This is a genomic window from Paraburkholderia sediminicola (assembly GCF_902859805.1).
GTDB classification, from domain to species: domain Bacteria; phylum Pseudomonadota; class Gammaproteobacteria; order Burkholderiales; family Burkholderiaceae; genus Paraburkholderia; species Paraburkholderia sediminicola.
The window spans coordinates 773,593-791,375 of record NZ_CADIKC010000002.1 but is presented as its reverse complement, the minus strand read 5'-3'; the positions used below and the strand labels follow the sequence as shown (position 1 = coordinate 791,375).

Annotated in this window: 13 protein-coding genes; 5 read left to right on the top strand and 8 right to left on the bottom strand. The window is 60.2% G+C overall.

Features of this window, described 5'->3' with window-relative positions; genetic code table 11:
• Window positions 1–68 precede the first annotated feature (68 nt).
• The 8 genes from tssE to tssB all read right to left on the bottom strand — a co-directional run bounded on the left by tssE (window position 69) and on the right by tssB (window position 9,850).
• On the bottom strand, window positions 69–503 hold the full coding sequence (gene tssE, locus R8871_RS12070) for a type VI secretion system baseplate subunit TssE (protein WP_093641465.1): 435 nt from the start codon (window positions 501–503) through the stop codon (window positions 69–71).
• On the bottom strand, window positions 500–3,292 hold the full coding sequence (gene tssH, locus R8871_RS12065; protein WP_175050649.1) for a type VI secretion system ATPase TssH: 2,793 nt from the start codon (window positions 3,290–3,292) through the stop codon (window positions 500–502). Before tssH ends, tssE begins: the two co-directional genes overlap by 4 nt.
• 104 nt (window positions 3,293–3,396) lie before the next feature.
• Window positions 3,397–3,882, bottom strand: a complete 486-nt coding sequence (locus R8871_RS12060; RefSeq protein WP_175050648.1) for an Hcp family type VI secretion system effector — start codon at window positions 3,880–3,882, stop codon at window positions 3,397–3,399.
• A gap of 13 nt (window positions 3,883–3,895) precedes the next feature.
• Window positions 3,896–5,623, bottom strand: coding sequence for an OmpA family protein (locus R8871_RS12055; RefSeq protein ID WP_246287539.1), 1,728 nt, complete (start codon window positions 5,621–5,623; stop codon window positions 3,896–3,898).
• Between the two features lie 11 nt (window positions 5,624–5,634).
• Window positions 5,635–6,306, bottom strand: a complete 672-nt coding sequence (locus R8871_RS12050) for a DotU family type IV/VI secretion system protein (protein ID WP_175050647.1) — start codon at window positions 6,304–6,306, stop codon at window positions 5,635–5,637.
• Window positions 6,303–7,649 carry a type VI secretion system baseplate subunit TssK gene (gene tssK, locus R8871_RS12045; protein ID WP_175050646.1) on the bottom strand — a complete coding sequence of 449 codons (1,347 nt, stop codon included), beginning with the start codon at window positions 7,647–7,649 and terminating at the stop codon, window positions 6,303–6,305. The genes R8871_RS12050 and tssK overlap by 4 nt, the downstream gene beginning before the upstream one ends.
• 120 nt (window positions 7,650–7,769) lie before the next feature.
• Window positions 7,770–9,317, bottom strand: a complete 1,548-nt coding sequence (gene tssC / locus R8871_RS12040) for a type VI secretion system contractile sheath large subunit (RefSeq protein ID WP_175050645.1) — start codon at window positions 9,315–9,317, stop codon at window positions 7,770–7,772.
• A gap of 26 nt (window positions 9,318–9,343) precedes the next feature.
• Window positions 9,344–9,850 carry a type VI secretion system contractile sheath small subunit gene (gene tssB / locus R8871_RS12035; RefSeq protein ID WP_175050644.1) on the bottom strand — a complete coding sequence of 169 codons (507 nt, stop codon included), beginning with the start codon at window positions 9,848–9,850 and terminating at the stop codon, window positions 9,344–9,346.
• Between the two features lie 273 nt (window positions 9,851–10,123).
• On the opposite strand from tssB, the gene R8871_RS12030 reads away from it, so the two are divergent.
• From R8871_RS12030 to R8871_RS12010, 5 genes are read left to right on the top strand one after another with little or no spacing between them, the layout of a single operon-like run.
• On the top strand, window positions 10,124–12,496 hold the full coding sequence (locus tag R8871_RS12030) for a type VI secretion system Vgr family protein (RefSeq protein ID WP_175050643.1): 2,373 nt from the start codon (window positions 10,124–10,126) through the stop codon (window positions 12,494–12,496).
• Window positions 12,493–13,500, top strand: a complete 1,008-nt coding sequence (locus R8871_RS12025) for a DUF4123 domain-containing protein (protein WP_175050642.1) — start codon at window positions 12,493–12,495, stop codon at window positions 13,498–13,500. The genes R8871_RS12030 and R8871_RS12025 overlap by 4 nt, the downstream gene beginning before the upstream one ends.
• Window positions 13,501–13,505: 5 nt before the next feature.
• Window positions 13,506–16,577, top strand: a complete 3,072-nt coding sequence (locus R8871_RS12020; RefSeq protein WP_175050641.1) for a T6SS effector BTH_I2691 family protein — start codon at window positions 13,506–13,508, stop codon at window positions 16,575–16,577.
• Window positions 16,577–17,515, top strand: coding sequence for a DUF6708 domain-containing protein (locus tag R8871_RS12015; RefSeq protein WP_175050640.1), 939 nt, complete (start codon window positions 16,577–16,579; stop codon window positions 17,513–17,515). The genes R8871_RS12020 and R8871_RS12015 overlap by 1 nt, the downstream gene beginning before the upstream one ends.
• Window positions 17,512–17,703 (top strand): hypothetical protein, encoded by a 192-nt coding sequence (locus R8871_RS12010; protein ID WP_175050639.1) that lies wholly within the window; start codon window positions 17,512–17,514, stop codon window positions 17,701–17,703. The genes R8871_RS12015 and R8871_RS12010 overlap by 4 nt, the downstream gene beginning before the upstream one ends.
• Window positions 17,704–17,783 lie beyond the last annotated feature (80 nt).

The following is a 17,783-nucleotide window of genomic DNA, read 5'->3' as shown; positions in this document are numbered from 1 at the left end:
CGCGCAAGTCGAGTTGACGGAGCGCTTCGCCATACCACCGCCTGTGCACTGCCTGTGGTCCCACAACGTCAGTCGCGATCGCGTTCTGCCTGCAGCATCTTGAGTCGTGTCTGCCCGTCCGGTGTGAAGTGCGTGCCAAAGCGCACCAGTCCGCTCTGATGCAACTGGCAACTCAACGTGAAGCTCAGCAGCATGCCGGGTTCGGTATCCTCAATATCGATCGCGATCGATTCAAGGCGCGGCTCGTATTTCAACAGCGTCACTTCGATTGCATGTTTGAGCTTGTGCGCCGACGATGGCAGATGCCGATAGATCTCCGACAGATCGTCGAGTCCGTAATCGGGTAAGTGTGCGAGTCCATTGCGGCGGCTGTTCAGGATACGCTGGATGTTGTCCTGCACGGAGAAGAAGGTCTGTGTTTGCGCATCGAAGTCGTCGACGACCGTGCCGTTTGCGAAGTGCCCGGTCACCAACTCGAATAGCCCGGGTCCTCCTCGCGTCATGTCAGTGCTTCCGCTGCGTCGTCGAACTCCACGGCGATGCCGTCGTCATCCGAGAACGACAGCCGAATCGCCCGGGTGAGCTTCCCGCCAGATGCTGCGCCTGGCAGACGATGTCCTGCGATTCGCACCAGCAGTTCTCGGGAGAGCACCGGCAGGATCTGCTGATCCAGCAGGCTATCGATGTTGCGCGCACCGGAGTCGGGCAACTGGCACGCGTGCACGAGTTCATTTACCAGCGCATCGTTGCAGACGAGCGGCACGCCGAAACGACGCTCGATGCGCCGTGCCACCTTGTCGAGTTTCATTCGCACAATTGACGCCAGCGCCGCGTCCGACAGCGGCCGGTACACGACCGTCTGGAAGCGCGCGAGCAGCGCCGGCTGGAAGTGCTCCACCAGCAGCGGGCGGATTGCTTCCATCAACATGCCGGTGCTCAGATCGCCGCCGGCTTCGGCGACAGCATCTTTGGCCGCCGTGATCTGTTCGCTACCGAGATTCGACGTCATCAGGATCACCGTGTTGCGGAAGTCGATGATACGGCCTTCGCCGTCGCGCATGAAGCCACGGTCGAACACCTGATAAAACAGGTTCAGCACATCGCGATGGGCCTTCTCGACCTCGTCGAGCAGGATCACGCTATACGGGCGTTGCCGTACGGCTTCAGTGAGTACGCCGCCCTGTCCATATCCGACGTATCCCGGCGGAGAGCCTTTCAGTTGCGATACCGTGTGGGCTTCCTGGTATTCAGACAGGTTGATCGTTATCAGCGCTCGCTCGCCGCCGAACATCAGGTCGGCTAGCGCACGGGCTGTTTCGGTTTTGCCGACGCCCGACGGCCCGACCAGCAGGAACACGCCAAGCGGCGCCTCATCGGATTTGAGACCGGCCTTGGCGGCGCGCAGGCTCTTGCCAAGTGCGGCGAGGGCGTCATCCTGACCAACCACGACCCGCGAGAGTCTTGTCTCCAGGTCGAGCAGGGTGGCGAGTTCGTCTTCGAGCAGACTGCCGACCGGTACGCCCGTCCAGTCGGCGATGACGCGCGCGATCGCGGCTTCGTCCACTTCCGCGTGAATCAGCGCGTCGGTGCCGTGTTTCGCCAGCATTTCATGTGCGGCGCGGATCGATTGCTGTAGATCGCGGCGGATGGATTCGTCCGCTGCGGCGTGCCATTGTTGCCGCAGCATCTGCAGCGCGGCAGCGGCGTTTTTCTGTTCGGCGAACGCCGCTTCCAGTGCATCGAGTTCGCCGGCGAGTGGGGCGAGGCGGGTTTCGATGGCGCTCAACCGTTCACCGACCTCAGCGGCGGTTACGCCTTGGTCGTCGATTAACGCCGCACATTCCACTTCGAGCGCGGCGCGCTCGGCGAGACGTGCCGAAATCACCACCGGGGTCGCGTCAGCGCTGATGCTCACGCGTGCCGCTGCGGTGTCTAGCAGGTCGACCGCCTTGTCCGGCAACTGGCGGCCGGTCAGATAGCGGCGCGATAGCCGCACGGCTGCGGCCACTGCCGCGTCGGTGATATGCACGCCGTGATGCAGTGCGTATCGTTCCTTCACGCCGCGCAACATCAGGCAGGCGTTGTCGTCGTCGGGTTCGTCGACCTTGACCATCTGGAAGCGGCGCTCGAGCGCGGCGTCGCGTTCGAAGTACTGCTTGTATTCGGACCATGTGGTCGCCGCGATCGTACGCAGTTCGCCGCGCGCGAGCGCGGGCTTGAGCAGGTTCGCGGCGTCGGCGCCACCGGCGCTGTTGCCTGCACCGATCAGCGTGTGCGCTTCGTCGATAAACAACAGGATTGGTGTGGGTGACTGCTGGACGGCTTCGATCACATTTTTCAGGCGTTGCTCGAACTCGCCTTTGACTCCTGCGCCGGCCTGCAGCAGACCGAGATCGAGCGTCAATACGCTGACATCGCGGATCACCGCCGGCACGTCGCCTTCCGCAATCTTTAGCGCGAGTCCTTCGACTAACGCGGTCTTGCCGACGCCAGGCTCGCCCACGAGGATCGGATTGTTTTTGCGCCGCCTGGCCAGAATGTCGACCATCTGCCGAATTTCCACCTCGCGGCCGAACACGGGGTCGATCCTGCCTTCGCGCGCTTTCTGTGTGATGTCGAGGGTGAAGCGTTGCAATGCGTCGGTCCCAGGGCGTTCGGGGAGGTTTGCGCGCGGTGAATCTTTCGCCGGGGAAGAACGCGTGGACGTGGACGGAGCGGTTGCATCCGTGGCGGTGCGCATGCAGGAAGTTGAGTGTTCATTGCTGCTGGTGTCCGCCGTGGACGGTACGTTTCCATCCGCGTGCACGACGGCAGCTGGCGCTTCGACCGAGACCCTGTCCAGTTCCGGCCTCAGGCGCTCGATCTGCGCGGCGGACACGGAGAGCAGCGGCCACGCATCCGGCGCACGCAGCAGATGCGGCGCGTCGGCAAGTACGGCCAACAGATGCGCCGAGCGGATCGACGTGGCGCCCGCTTCGAGCGATGCGCTCATCCACGCCGCTTCAAGCAGTTGTCCGAGTCGATGGGATAGGCCCGGTTTGCCGCGCAGCTCGTGTGGCAAGCGGTCGATGGCGCTCAGCAGACCATTCCAGATGCTATCGACGTCGAGGTCATAGCGGCGCATGATCGCGACCAGATCGCCTTCGCCCAGTTCGAGCAGCTTGATCAGCCAGTGCTCGACTTCGATATCCCGGTGGGCGCGCGTTTCGCACAGGCTCGCGGCCTCGGCGAGGGCGTGGGCGCAATGGTCGTTGAGGCGGCGCAAGAACGGGGAGAGGTCACGAGCGGTCATGGCAGGAGATCGGAAGGAAAGAAGCGCGCGGACCGGATTGACGGCGGTTCGCGCAAGAAACGGCACCCCGGAGAGAACTGACAGGGGTGCCGGACCAGCTATATTTACGAGCGTTCGTTCCAGCTATCGGCGTGAATGATGTTGCCGTCCTTGTACGACCACGTGATTTTCTCGTAGCGCAGTTCGATCTCTTCCAGGTGATTGTGCTTCTCGTAGGCCGGATTCTTGATGTCCAGCATCTTCGGCTTGACGGCGACAACCTTCACAATGTCGAGCTTCGTATTGAAGTACTCTTTTTCTTTGCCGGCATCGTCGATCTTGTACCACTTGATCTCGACTGACTTGAGCGTCTGGCCGCTGGTCACCGCTTTGTACAAGTACGGGGTCGAGGCGTCGGTTTCTTTCGTGAACGTGATCGGCTTGTGCACGCGCGTGCCGGTCAGCTTGCCGGTATTCGCATCGGTCGGGATGTTCACGCCGTGATCGAGCGCAACGACTTCGACACTGCCTTCGCGGCCCTGGACCGTTACCGAACCCTTGATGTCGGCGCCGCCATCGTCCTTGATCCACATGTATGCCGGAATTGCCATTGTTTTTCTCCTTTTACTCGAATGAACAGGCCGGATGGCCCTGGGTTGCACGATCGTCACGACAATCGGGGACGAGCGTAATTTCGACTCGACGGTTCGCCGCGCGCCCCGCCTCGGTGTCATTGGCGGCCTTCGGACGGGTATCGCCGTAGCCCTGGATTGCGAAGTGCGTTGACGGGATGCCGGATGCGTCTGCGAGCCAGTCGCGTACTGAAGCTGCACGTGCCTCGGAGAGTTTCAGATTCCTGTCAGGAATACCGACGGAGTCGGTGTGGCCGGCGACTAGAACTCGCTTGTCCGAATGCGTCTTGATCATCTCCAGCGCGCCCACCAGAACGCGGTTCGACCCAGGGTTCAGCACGGCGCTGCCAGTGCGGAACAGCGACAGGCTGTCGAGTTCGATGGTGGACGGCGGCGGGGCCGGTGGCTGATAGCTGGCGATCAACGTGTTGACAAGCGGCAGCAGTGGAGCGCCGCGATAGAGGCCGAGGCCCAGCCGCGGCGGCACGCCGGAGCTGGCGTAGCGTTCGAGTTCGTCGCGATCGTGTTTGACCGACTTCAGTGCGTCGATACGTGCCGCGTCCTGGGCCGGCGCGATCGCCTTGTAGCGCGCCATGTCGGTCGTAACACGTTCGACCAGCGCGCGATTCTGCCAGGCGGAGGCGGCCGCGGCAGCGCAGAAGCATGCCGCGAGACACAGAAAGCCATGAGCGAATGCGCGCGGCAGGGCCTGTCTTGCGGGTTGATGCGGGATGCCGCGAATCAGCGGCTCCGGTAGCGGACAAACCCGCCGCGCTCCGGCGACGGTTGGCAGTGTCAGGCCGGTGATAGACGAAACAAACTGACCGTAGAGCGAACCCGGCGTTTGCCGCCCTTCGATGGCGGTTACGCCGAAGGCGGCGATATGTGACGGCTGACTGTTGCGCTGCGTGTCGGTCATCGCAGGCAATATCGCGCTGCAGGTCCATCGCGTGAGAGCATCGAGCCGTGCGGATCGGTGTGCGCGGGGTTCCCTTTCCATTGGAATGGCGAACTGCGTGTACTGTGCGGTGCGCGACGCGATGAGTGCGGGCAGTGTGCCGATCTGCAGCGACGATCCACCGGACACACCAAACCACGGGCAACCGTCGGCTGCCGCATGGGCTTCTTCCGCGTACACGCCGACACATACCGGCAATGCGTAGCCGACTGCGCGGCTCGCCTCGCCGATGGCCGAGCGCCAGCGCTTCAGGCCGGCTGCCAGAATGGCCTGGCTATCGACTTTGTCGGCGGCGATCAGATAGGCGACCGCATCCGGACCTTGTCCGTCACGCCAGCGCTTGAGGGCGTCAGCAAGATGCATGAGTCGTGCGGGGTCGTCCCAACGCACCCAGACTGCTGCGTCCGTGATACGGACCCGGTCTGCGCCGAACGCGTCGTCGAGCACGCCATGCGTATGGTCGGACCCATCAGTAGGATGTCTTTCGGCGTCGCTAACCGTGAGTACCAGCGGCGTGTTGCGCTTGACGTCGGCAGGGAGCGAACTGAGGGCAGTGTCGATGGCGCTTAGCACGTGCCGGGTTGCCTCGCGCCGGGCGCGAGTCCGCTGCGTTGCGATGACGATGGCAACAAGCGCGACGACAACCACCAGTACGGCGAGCACCATGTTCCACCCGGGTGACCAGGGCGAGCAGAGCACGAGCCAGACGAGCGCAAGCGTCGCGCTCCACATAAACAGCGTTCGATACGGATAGCCAGCCAAGCTTCGCCTCGTCAAGGTGCGATCTGTGCGATTGAGGCGGTCAGCCACTGATCGACCGAAAAATACACGACGCCCGCCGCGATGCAGGCGACCACCACCCAGGCGGACGGTGACAGACGTCCACTCCAGCGGCGCGTGATCCCTTCGTTGACGATAACGGGACCGGACGTGTCGCGATGGCGTTCGAGACGCTCATCGAGGGCACGCATCAGTGCTGCGCGTGCATCGCTACCATTCAGCGCGAATTTGCCTTCGAAACCCAGATCGAGCACCGCGATGAAAATGGCAAGCAGCGGAAGCACGGGCTTTGGCTGGGCCAGGCGACGTTCGATGCGCGCGATGAGTTCGTCGCCAGCATTGTGACTCTGGAACTCGCTCACCTGCAGAGGTTCGCGTTCCCACGCGTCGCGGTCGCCTTCCTTCAGGTTGCTGAGCGCGGCCTCGTCGAGCAACGCGCATTGCGCGTAGGTGGCGTCTTCGATGACATCGGCGGGATGACCGGCAGATGCCAGTTCTGTGCGCAGGCGATCGATCTGTTCCTTGCACTTCTGGCGAAACGCGTCGAAAGCGCCCGGCATACTCGGTGCGCCTTGAGTGGCCAGATTCGTGACGGTCAACGCCGTGTCGCGTAGCGCGATCGGGAGAAGCGTGGCGGCGCGAGCGGTGGAAGCTGGAAATGTCATGTCGGCAATACGGCATAGAGTTCAAGCGACACATCCAGAATCGAAGCCGGGACGTAGAACTGGCAAGCGCGTGCGGCGACCATCCGCTTGAAAGCGGGGTGAGCAGCGTCGAGCGCAAAGTACTGGTTCTCGACGCGAATCGGAATGGCGGCCGGCAGACGCGACATGGTGCGCAACGGGATGCCGGGCAACGCCGAGTTGACGATCTGCTCGACTTCGTCGGGTGCGCCCGCTTTGCACAGGCGCGGCAGTTGTTCGAGCAGCGCATGAGCCGGCAGGCTCGACTGGACCGAGAGGTAATAGTCGGCACCGTCGACGAGTCGTTCGTCGTTGATCTTGCCGATCCAGATAGTGCCTCTGACGCGCTCCAGCGCGATTGGCACGACCCGTGACGGTATCACCGTGTCGAGTAGGGTACGGATCAACGATTCCAGTTCCGCGAACACTGGCTCAGGCGCGTGGTGGTCGTACGGTGGAATGGCCTGCAGTGTTTCGGTGGTGGAGAACGTCAGCAGCGACCCTGCCAGACGCGCGAGCACGCCGTACAGCCGCTCGGGATGCTGGTGCGGCGCCTGGCAGAGGCGCGCGAGATCCGGCCATGAACTGTTCACGCTGTGCAATAGCCAGAACAGTGACACGTCGGCTACCGCGTAGTCCGCAATCTGATCGGAGCGCTCACGACGGCGCATGGCGAGGCTCGCGCTCTTTGCCCCCAGGATTTCTGAAAGCCGGTTCATGCGTTCGGTCAGCCGCTCGTTGGCAGACAGGAACAGACAAGGGGGGACAAACGCTGGATCGATCTCGAACCGGCCTTGGGCGTTGCGTACGAACCGGCCAATCGGACAGGTGACGTAGTCGCCCACCGTTTCGAAGTCGAACAGCAGCGTCAACGCATGCCGTTCGATGCTGATTTCCTCCTTGCCCTCGCCGTTAATGTCGGCCACGTGCAGGTATTCCCGCACGAAGCGGCGCGGACGAGCCGGTTTCTCGCCAGCTTCGATACAGTTTCCGCCCTGCGGGTCGACGAGCGCGAGACCGACAAGCGCGACAACCGAGTCGATATGGACGGGAACGTCTGTAAGATCGCGGACAGCAGGCAAGCGATCAGCGGTTTCAGTATCGACAAAAGTCCCGTCCGGCAGGCGTATCGCAAGCGAGCTCAACTGAAGCCGGTTGATCGACAGCGCCTGCGTATCGAACGCAACCTGCCCTACGCCCCATGGCTCGGGACTCGCAATGCGTGCGACGCGTTCGTCGGCAAATCGGTCCCATAGCGCTTGCTGTTGGAAGTGCTGGGGCGTCATGAAAATCCCCTGGGCCCACAGCGGTCTTGTTATCTTCATCGTGATCGGCTGGTGCGCGAAGGGGCGGACGAAAGCCGCTTCGCATTGAATGCGAGCTGCACGGCGACTGCGTGGTCGCCGTGCAGCGGTACTACGCTACTGACAGGGAGCTGCGAATGCTCAGTTCTTCGCCTTCGGCATCTGAGAGACGAGCGACAGATTGATATCCATCCCTTCGATCTGGAAATGCGGCACGATGAAGAGCTTGACGCGGAAGAAGCCGGGGTTGTCTTCGATGTCTTCGACGATTACCTTCGCTTCGCGCAGCGGATGCGACGCCTGCAAGTCATCGCCCGGATCGGTCATTTCGGTGACGAGCGTCTTGACCCAAGTGTTCAGTTCGAGTTCGAGCAAGCGGCGGTCTTTTGTTGTGCCGATGTTTTCGCGCTGAATCAGCTTCAGGTAATGTGCGATGCGCGACAGAAGGAAAATGTACGGTAGGCGTGCATTGACGCGGCTGTTTGCGGTGGCTTCCTTCGTGTCGTACAGCGCCGGTTTTTGTGCCGAATGCGCGGAGAAGAAACACGCGAAGTCGTGGTTCTTGTAGTACGACAGCGGAATGAAACCGAGGTTGGCGAATTCGAACTCGCGCGTTTCTGGAATCAGCACTTCGCTCGGGATCTTGGCCTGGTTGCCGGTGCCCAGGTCGTACAGGTGGATCGGCAGGTCTTCGACCAGACCGCCCGCTTGCGGGCCGCGGATCTGTACACACCAACCGTTCTTGATGAAGCTTTTCACCATGTTTGCGGCAAACGCAAAGGACGCATTCGCCCACAGATAGCTCGTATGGTCCGGTCCCTTCACCGCTTCCGTGTAGTTGAACGCACGCACGGGCACCGTTTCAGGACCATACGGCAGACGCGCGAGGAAGCGTGGCAGCGTAAGGCCGATATAGCGAGCGTCGTCTGAATCGCGGAAACTCTTCCACTTCAGGTATTCAGCACGATCGAAGTAATTACCGATGTCGCGGATGCTGGCGACTTCTTCCATTGAATCCTTGCCGAAGAACTGCGGTGACACCGAACCGATAAACGGCATGTGGGCCGCAGCCGACACCTTGGAAATGTTGCGTAGCAAGGCGATGTCTTGCGGGCCGCGATCGAACTCATAGTTCGAGATGATCGAGCCGATCGGTTCGCCACCTGGTGTGTCGTATTCCTGAATGTACGTGTGCAGGTACAGGCCGCTCTGGATGACTTCGGGCGTGTCTTCGAAGTCCTGGCGCAGTGCGTCTTTCGAAACGTCGAGCACTTCGATCCTGACGTTCTTGCGGAAGTCGGTGCGGTCGACCAGGAACTTCAGTCCGCGCCATGCCGATTCGATTTTCTGGAACGTCTCGTTGTGCATGATCGCATCGAGCTGAGCGCTGATCTGCTGGTCGAGATGCGCGATGTGAAAATCGAGCAAGCTTTTGTCGAGGCGATCAACCTGCTGCGACGAGTCCTTGATCATCTTCAGGAACACGTTCATCGCTTGCGCGACGCGCTCGTCTAAAGAAGACTCCGATAGCGCATCCGCGTTCTGGAAGGAATCGAACGGCCGGGTTGCCTTGACCGGCGTCAGGTTGATCTTCTCGCACAGCGCCTCGTAGACGCTCTTGCCTGGCGCGTCCAGCACGACGGTCTCCGTCGCTTTCGATTCGTGAAGATTGATTTCGTTCTTTGCCATGATGGGTTCCTCGATGAGCTGCGCGGTCACTGGGCGGACGGCGTTGCTTCACCGATCTTTTGCAGATCGGTGCGCAAGCGTTCGGACAGTGCCGGGTCTTTGAGGATCTTTTCCAGTTCGCGGCGGAACGTTGCATTGTCGAGAAGATTCGACTTCAGGTCGCGCAGCAGATTGCGTGCGGCCATCAGCGCGCGCAGCTCGGGTACCTTGCCGGCGACCACGTCCGGCTTGAAATCGTCCATCGACTTGAAGTCGAGGTCGACCGGCAGCTCCGTGCCGTCGCCAGCCAGCGTATTTTCAACAGCGATTTTTGCCTTGGGGTTGTAGTCGGCGAGAACGGAGTTGAAGTTGTTCTTGTTGATGTCAACCTTTGTGCGTTCAGCGAGCGCGCGTGTGTCCTGACCGTTGCTGTAGTCGCCCATCACCAGCAGCTTGAGTGGTAGCTCGACCTTCTTCTGCGCACCCCCTGTGTGCAGATCGAGCTTGATGTTGATGCGGCTTGTTGGTACTTCATTCTGGAAGCTCTCACTCATCTTTCGATCCTTCTAGTTTTTTAATAACAGTCAGTACAACCAAGGTCGTAGGAGAAGCTATCACGGATATCCATGTCTTTGATATGAGATAAGTCTGATAATTGGATCTTGCTTAAAAAATACTTTAAACAAGGGGTGAAGGCATTCACAACGATCGGGAAACCGTTTACCTTCCGTGCCCAAACGCACACATCGGATCGAGGGAGACCGCGCGGACAACACCATGTTCGCCGCCGTTTCTTCCTGGCACGCTTGAGAACGGGGTGAACAACGATGGCAGATTTGGACGAGAGAGTCAGGGAGTACGGCGCCGCGCTTTCAGGTGTGACTGGGCGGCAATCCTATTTTCTGGATGTACCTGGAACAGGGAGTGCGAAGGATCTGTCAGTGGTTTCGTTCGAGGCAGTCGAGCGAATGGGCGAGCCGTATCGCGTGAGTGTCGAGCTTACTCATCCGGATAGCCTGTCGAGGGCGGACTATCTCGGTCGCGATGCCACCTTTACGATCGATCCGGCGGATGGCAGCACGCCGCGCGTGTTCGCCGGTTGCATCACGCGCTTCTCAAAGACGAAGACGACGAAGGACTTCAGCAGCTACCGCATCGTGGTCGAGGCGCACCTCGCGCGGCTCAGACTCACGCGCGCGAGCCGCGTCTACCAGCAGCAGAGCGGGCCACAGATCATCGAGTCGATCCTGCGCCGTCACGGGTTCAAGGGCCACCAGTTCGTCTTCAGGCTGCGCCGGCAGTATCCGCAACATAAATTCAGATTCCAGTACCAGAGTACGGACTGGACCTACATCCAGATGCTGATGCAGAAGGAAGGCATCTACAGCTACATCGTTCAGGGCAAGCATGGAGACATGGTGGTGTTCGGCGACGACATCGACCACTACATCTATCAACCCGAACTGAGCGTACCGTACCGCGAGACGGCGGGGCTGGAGGCCGGGATCGAGACAGTGTTCGCGCTCCAGATACATGCGCAGACCGTGCCGAAGTCGTTTGCCGTCGCGGACTACAACCCCGATCAGGCGTGGGAGCGGTTCCGTGCTGAAGCGAATATTGCGGGCAAGGATGCCACCACGTACGGCCAGCCGTATATCTACGGCACCAACCACCTCGACCAGGATGGCGCGCAGTGGGAAGCGCAGTTGCGCCACGAGGCGGCCATTGCATGGCAGATCATCTATGAGGGCGAAGGCAATGTGCTGGCCTTGCAGCCGGCGCGCATCCTGCGCATGGATGCGGATATGCCGGACGCCTCGCAGGACCATACTCCGGGGGACACCGCCACTGGCCAGGTAGTCATCGAGGTCACCCATACAGGTGCACGTGATCAGGCGTACCGCAACAGCTATCGGGCGATTCCGTCAGATCGGCGCTTCCGTCTGAAGCTCGAAGACGATGCGTGGCCCATGATCAGCGGCACGTTGAGCGCGCGCGTAACGTCGCCGGGCCAGTACAAGTACGCGTACCTGACCCAGCAGGGCTACTACACGGTGCGCCTCGATCTGGACTTTGACGGGTGGAACCCGGGTGGAGAAAGTGTGCCGCTGCGGCTCGCGAAGCCGTTTGCGGGTGCATTGCAGACGGGTTTCCACTTCCCCGCGCTGGACGGCACGGAAGCGGTGATTGCGTTCCGGGACGGCGATCCGGACAAGCCATACATCTCACAGTTCCATCACCACAGCCAGGCCACGGACCTGATCACGAATCAGGAGCGTTGGCTCTCACGCAATGTGATTCGTACGCAGAGCGACAACAAGCTCGAGTTTGAAGACTGGGAAGGTGAGGAGCACGCGAAGCTTTCCACGGAACACTCGGGCAAGAGTCAGCTGACCCTGGGCCATATGGTCAACGGCAAGCGTCAGAAGCGCGGCGAGGGGTTTGAGTTGCGGACGTCGGGCTGGGGGGCGATCCGGGGTGGGAAGGGGTTGTTTGTTTCATCCGACGATCGGCCTAACGCAACGGGCGCGCAGCTTGACATGCAAGAGGCGATGACGCGCCTTGCCGACTCGCAGGGCCGTATGGAGGGGCTAGCTCAGGCGGCGAGAATCGCGCAAGCCGATGCGGCGGATGCAAAGGCCATGCAGCAGGTTCTTCAGAATCAGATCAAGGATCTACAGCAGGCTGTGATCCTGCTGTCTGCGAGTTCATCGATTGCCCTCGTCACGCCGGATGCGATTCAGCATAGTGCGGGCACCAATCTGACGTTTACCGCGGGTGAAGGCGCCGACATTGGTGTGCTTCGCAAATTTACCGTCGCTGCAGGCGAAGCTATTTCTCTGTTCGCACACAAGATGGGCGTAAAGCTGTTTGCGAGCAAGGGGAAAGTGCAGATTCAGGCGCAAGGCGACGAGATGGAGCTCACTTCCCAGCAGAACATGACCGTCAGCAGCAGTGAGGGGCATGTCGTGCTGCAAGCCCGGAAATCCGTCACGCTCACTGACGGCGGCGGCGCCTATATCAAGCTGGAGAACGGCAATGTGACGATCGCGTCGCCGGCACAAGTCACGATCAGGATGGCCAACTTCAAATGGGATGGTCCCGATAGCATCGCCGGGAAACTGCCTGCGTTCGCCGCGTGTCACGGATCACAAGCTGCTGCGGCAACGGCCGGTGAAAACAGTGTGGCGTTGGCATGACGGTATCGACTTCAACCACGTGGCGTGTGGCCGATGCGATTTCTGTATGTCAGCCTCCCTCGCTTTCCCGCGGCGGGTACGTCTTGGTCGACCCGGGTGCATTTCCCGATGCTGGAGAGTTGGCGTCGCTCTATGGACGCATGTGCGTCCCGACCAATTGGGGCAAAGACTTTACTGGCTTGCCAATGCTGATTGATTTGCGTCAATGCGATGCTGGGCGGATAGAGTGGCTGGAATCTAGTCTGTCAGACGAACTCGACGCGCAGCAGCGGTTTCCTTTGATACAACCGCGCGTGTTCGCGTTTCTCGAGACGCTCGTGTCGGCGGACGCGTTCGCTGCGCACCTGGCGCAGCAGATGCTCGTACTGCCGATCGACAGAACGGGGAATCGGTCAGGAAGCGGAGCGTTATGGCGATTCTTCGATCCGCGCGTATTCGCAAATCTCTGTTGGCTGCTGGACACGGATCAATTGACTGCCTTGACTGGCCCGGTTTCGACGTGGCGATTTCCATGGTTCGGCAACTGGTTCGAACTCGCCATGCCTGTCGTACGCATAGCCGGCGTGGACTCAGCTGAACGGATTGCCGGATTTGCGCGCATTGACATCGAGGTCTGGGAACGTGCTCAACGTATTGCGCTAGTCAATCAGGTGCTCGCGCGTCTGGCCTTATCACCAGCTCTTCATTGGCCGCAGCGTGCCTCCGTTGCCAATCGCATAGAGGCGGCCTTGGCAGTGGCGAAAAATCGCCTGCGCTGGCATCAGCCGGATGATCAGGCCCGATACGCCGAGCATGTGGTGCGCTGCGGCCCTGCGTTTCTGAACCATCCTAAGCTCGCGCCTTACTGGACGCTCAGAGAAGCGCAGGAGACACCCGGGAGTTGGGCGGACCTCGCGGCGCTCCTGACGATAGAGGAATCCAACATCCTCGCGCAGCAGGCAATGAACATCGTACAAACCTTACCGCCAGCCGAATTCTCGAACACGGCAGCCTTGGAGGCATGACGTCTATGACGACCACCACCGAACCTAAATGCAATTTCTGCGATAAACAGGGTTTGCTGATCATGCCGGTGCGTTATGCCATCGCACCGCTCGACATGGGGCTGCCTGTGGTAACCGCGCCGCTAAAGGTTGAAGACACGGTCCACAGCGTGGGCAAAGGCAAGAAGCAGGACCTGACACTGCACGGCAGCGCGGGTTACACAACGCGCGTGCTGCGCAGCGGCTACCTGTACGTATACGACGAGAAGCGTGACCGGATGACGGCGTACTGGATTACGCAGGACGGTTATTACATGAGTTTTCCGCTGGAGACGGCGGTATCGGAGCAAGCGAAGACGGCCAGACCGTGCGATTTCGCTGGACATAAGGAACTGGCTGGCTGCATCGCGATTCCGGATGCAGAGCAGGCGGGCATTGTGTGGCTGGGGTATTCGGACGTGCAATGGACGCCGGCAGTTATTGCGGCCCACAAGGGAAACGCGGGCAAGTCGCAGCGCGAAATGCACATGCGCGCCTTTGATGCGAGCGCATGGGCCAAGACACACCAGACGCCGCCAGGACAGGCGACCGCGGCCGGCCGGGGCAACACGGTCCACGCGGTAGGGATGGGCGCTCTGGCCAGTGCCGTGGCCGACTATGCGCCCGCCGCGAAGTCGGCGTCAGCGGGTTCGCGTGCGTTTACGCCGCCCTCGTCACCTCATTTTCACGCGCGCGCGGGGCAGGCAGAGGGCACGCTGTCGGCGTGCCGGCGGCGCAGTGCGGGCATGCAGGCCGCGATCGTGGCGCTGGACGACCCCGCAGGTGTCGCGCAGGATCTCGCCGCGCTGATCAACTGGCATCAGGAGCGCCTGCTCGACACAAGGGTGGAGAAGGGCAAGTACGACAAAGAGAACGGATACGGCAATTACGCTACGACGTACCGGCACCTGGTTGCCCTCGATGGCGCGATCAAATCATTGAGGGTATCTAATGACGAGAAGATCAAGATGCAGGTGTTTTCTAACGCGAATAGTCTCGCGGACTACATGAAGGTGAGCTACGACCTTGCACGGGAAGAGGACGCAGCAATCGCTGTGAGCCCGGTAATGGCGAACCGGCCCGTGATGCCGGGCACGTTCGTGAAGAAGGTGGACCCGGCAGACCTGGCCAGGCAGCAACAGATGGATGCGCTGCTGAGAAATCCGTCGCAGCAGAAGATCAAGATCGCCCAGGACGATTCGTGGAAGGTCTATCTGAACAGGATCAAACCCACGCTCTATGACAACTGGGCGAAGGACTTTAAGACGGTATCAGACAAGCTGCAGGAGGAGCACATTGAAGCATTGGCGAAAGCGCATGCGGCGTGGATGCAGAGCAATCTGCTGTCGAACAAGCTCGATTGCACGCACGACGGGAAGGACCCGCAGTCGGGAGATGTCTATGCGGAGACCTTGCAGCGGTGTATGGCGGCGACACAGCAGATTGAGGGCTGTGCGCAGGTGTATCGCCGGTGGCTGAGTGGCGATATCACGGAGCGGACCAACCTGCTGCTGCGCGCGCTGGTGTTGCATCAGGACGAACTGATCAGTGCGATGCAGACGCTGCCACTCGACCCGGCGAAGCTGCCGTGGGCAGAAATGATGGACAAGTATGCAAAGCACGTGCAGGCGTTGCTTAAGCCCGCATCAGACGCGAAGCTGCAAGCGCAGGCCGCGCACGCGGCAGTAGCGCAAGCGAAGAAGAAATACGATGAGGCGTTCGCAGATTTTGTGGATTCGACAGACATGAGTTCCGGACTCGCGCTCGCCGATACGCCGTTGAAGCGGAAAGCGGAGCAGGCCGAGGCAGAGTGGAAGGCTAGTCAGGTCAAGGCGAGGGAGCAGCAGCGGGAGGCGGTAGACAAATTGCTGCCGGATTCCGTCGCCAGTGTGTTGGTACAGATTGCCGCGCCTATAGCAACGATGCTGCGCGAATTTAACGACAACGCAGCAGAAAAGACGTTGGCTCGCTGGATGGCGGTTGTGGGTGTGACGCTGAGAACGCCAGCTGGGGTGATCGAGGTCTCCGGCAAGGCAGGAGAGACGATCGAGTTCCTGTCGAAGGCCTTTATGGACCATATGACCGCTCAAGGTAAGCAGAGCGGCAAGCCATTGTCAGAGAACACAATCAGGCAGTTGACCTCATACACGAAGAAGCAGGTGCGGGGAAGTTTTGCGAGCGGCAATATCGGATCTTTTGAGTTGGCGGTTGCCTCGAAGGACGTGAAGGCGAAAATGGCCGTGTTTATCCCCGGAGATATGAACGAACAACTGGCCAAGATCGCGGACCCTACCAAAAAGGTGAAGTGGCTGGTCGAGAACGTGACAACGCCGCGGAACCTCCACGAGTACGGCGTGCTGAAGGTCGGGCGTGCCCCTTTGTTTGGTGCAGTGTCGGAAGGCGGGCTGACGGTTATCGATGTGGTCTGCAAATGGGCCACGTGGCAGCAGATGCTCACCGCTGAAACGAAGGCGCTGAGCTTTCAGAAAACCAGGGAGCAGGACACGCGCTATCAGCTCGGCCGTGGGCTCTTTGCGGGTGCACTCGCGACGGGAGTAGCCAACGTCGTGAAGGGCTATGGGGCATGGCGGAACATATATGCGACGGGTATGGCCGAGCGTGTAGCGGGCGAACAACTGGCGAGGCGTGCTGCACTGGCGCTGCGTGTGGCGGGCGGAGGGGCGGCAGCAGTTTCAGGGGTAGTCGCAGCAATGGACATTGCTGATGCTGTTCAAAGCGGTGGGCGCGAGCAATGGGCACTAATGTCATTGCAACTGCTTTCTGGCTTCGCCGGAATCGTTGTTGCTGGTTTCGGAATTTGGGCCGCAGTCGCTACCGAAGGTGGAGCGACTGTAGTCGCCGGGCTCAGTTTGACGGGGTGGGGACTTGTATTCGCAGTAGTCTTGGTGGCGCTGAGTATGCTAATTGACCATGTCAGGGGCGACAACTTTGCACAGTGGCTGGAGCGCTGCTATTGGGGTGGTCTGGCTCCGGACAGCCGCTACGCCAGTTGCGCTAAGGAGCGATCAGATTTCCACCAGGCGATGGCAGGTGTCTGATGTTTACTACAAGCAAAAAACAACGTCGCGTAGGTGCGCTCGATCGTGAATGGCATCTGCCAATCAGCGAGCGTGCCGCCGAACCGCATGCCTCGGGTCGAGTAATCCGGATAAATTCCACCTATCTGGAACTGGTTGACGGCATCTACTCGAATCGCGGAATGATGAGTGCATTTGGGATTTTCGGTGTGAGTCTAAGTGTATTTGTCGTGACTTGGCTCTTCTACGTTGTTGTAGTCGTCCATTATCTGAATCCGTATTGGGACCGTCACGACGCGTCTGCGATGCTGTTATCCACGATTTTTCCTGCAGTTATTTTTTCACTTCTCATCGCTGGCATTGTCGCCTTCAACCGCACGATCGGTGAATGGTTTCGCTACACACACTATCCGATGCGCTTCAACCGCCAGAACCGGATGGTCTATGTGTTTCGCGGCGACGGAACAATTCTGGAAGTGCCTTGGGACAGGGCGTACTTCACCTTGCGTGTGAACAGCCAGGCATTCGGCGTCCGCACGCTGGGAATCTGCGGCCTTGTGCTGAAGGATGCGCAGACCGTTGAGGAAATGTTCGTGTTCGGCTACGCGTCAAGCAGCCGGGACGATTGTCTGCGCCACTGGGAATTTATTCGCCGCTACATGGAAGAGGGACCGCGCGCAGTGATCGACGCACCCGGTTTCACGTACTGTCTGCCGATTGCCGACAAGCGGGAGACGCTGTATCAGGGCTGGATCGCGTTGGTGTCGAAGGACGCATGGAACCCGATTGCCAAATGGTTGATGCTGCCGTTCCACATCCTGTTCTTTATCGGTCGTCTGGCATGCCGCATAACGAGCAAGGTGCCGATGTGGCCAGCCGACATGGAAGTAGCATGCCGGATCGCACCAGGCGACGCGTATGTGCGCGATTCGAGTACGAACCCGGCGGAGTACCGATGAATCGTCACGTGTGCCCGTCAGGTCAAGGCTCGATGTCATCTTTAGTCACGACTGTCGACAAGGTCAAGGGCGACACCGCTGCCCAATGGACGGAACGTAGCTATTGGGGTGGGCTGCCCGTAGGAGACAGGTATTTCAGTTCGGCCAAGGAGATCGATGATTTCAATAAACTCATGGCGGCAGCGTAATGGCGATGGGAAAAGACACTTTCAAGACCATCGCGAAGGAGCGTCCGCTGAGCGAAAGGGATCGAGAATCGCACTTATGC

Bases quoted from the DNA above. Each gene is read 5' to 3' on its own strand.
- R8871_RS12060 (WP_175050648.1), bottom strand. From the start codon at position 3,882: ATGGCAATTCCGGCATACATGTGGATCAAGGACGATGGCGGCGCCGAC.
- tssB (WP_175050644.1), bottom strand. From the start codon at position 9,850: ATGAGTGAGAGCTTCCAGAATGAAGTACCAACAAGCCGCATCAACATC.
- R8871_RS12030 (WP_175050643.1), top strand. From the start codon at position 10,124: ATGGCAGATTTGGACGAGAGAGTCAGGGAGTACGGCGCCGCGCTTTCA.
- tssE (WP_093641465.1), bottom strand. From the start codon at position 503: ATGACGCGAGGAGGACCCGGGCTATTCGAGTTGGTGACCGGGCACTTC.
- tssK (WP_175050646.1), bottom strand. From the start codon at position 7,649: ATGAAGATAACAAGACCGCTGTGGGCCCAGGGGATTTTCATGACGCCC.
- R8871_RS12025 (WP_175050642.1), top strand. From the start codon at position 12,493: ATGACGGTATCGACTTCAACCACGTGGCGTGTGGCCGATGCGATTTCT.
- R8871_RS12050 (WP_175050647.1), bottom strand. From the start codon at position 6,306: ATGACATTTCCAGCTTCCACCGCTCGCGCCGCCACGCTTCTCCCGATC.
- tssC (WP_175050645.1), bottom strand. From the start codon at position 9,317: ATGGCAAAGAACGAAATCAATCTTCACGAATCGAAAGCGACGGAGACC.
- R8871_RS12010 (WP_175050639.1), top strand. From the start codon at position 17,512: ATGAATCGTCACGTGTGCCCGTCAGGTCAAGGCTCGATGTCATCTTTA.
- R8871_RS12020 (WP_175050641.1), top strand. From the start codon at position 13,506: ATGACGACCACCACCGAACCTAAATGCAATTTCTGCGATAAACAGGGT.
- R8871_RS12015 (WP_175050640.1), top strand. From the start codon at position 16,577: ATGTTTACTACAAGCAAAAAACAACGTCGCGTAGGTGCGCTCGATCGT.
- tssH (WP_175050649.1), bottom strand. From the start codon at position 3,292: ATGACCGCTCGTGACCTCTCCCCGTTCTTGCGCCGCCTCAACGACCAT.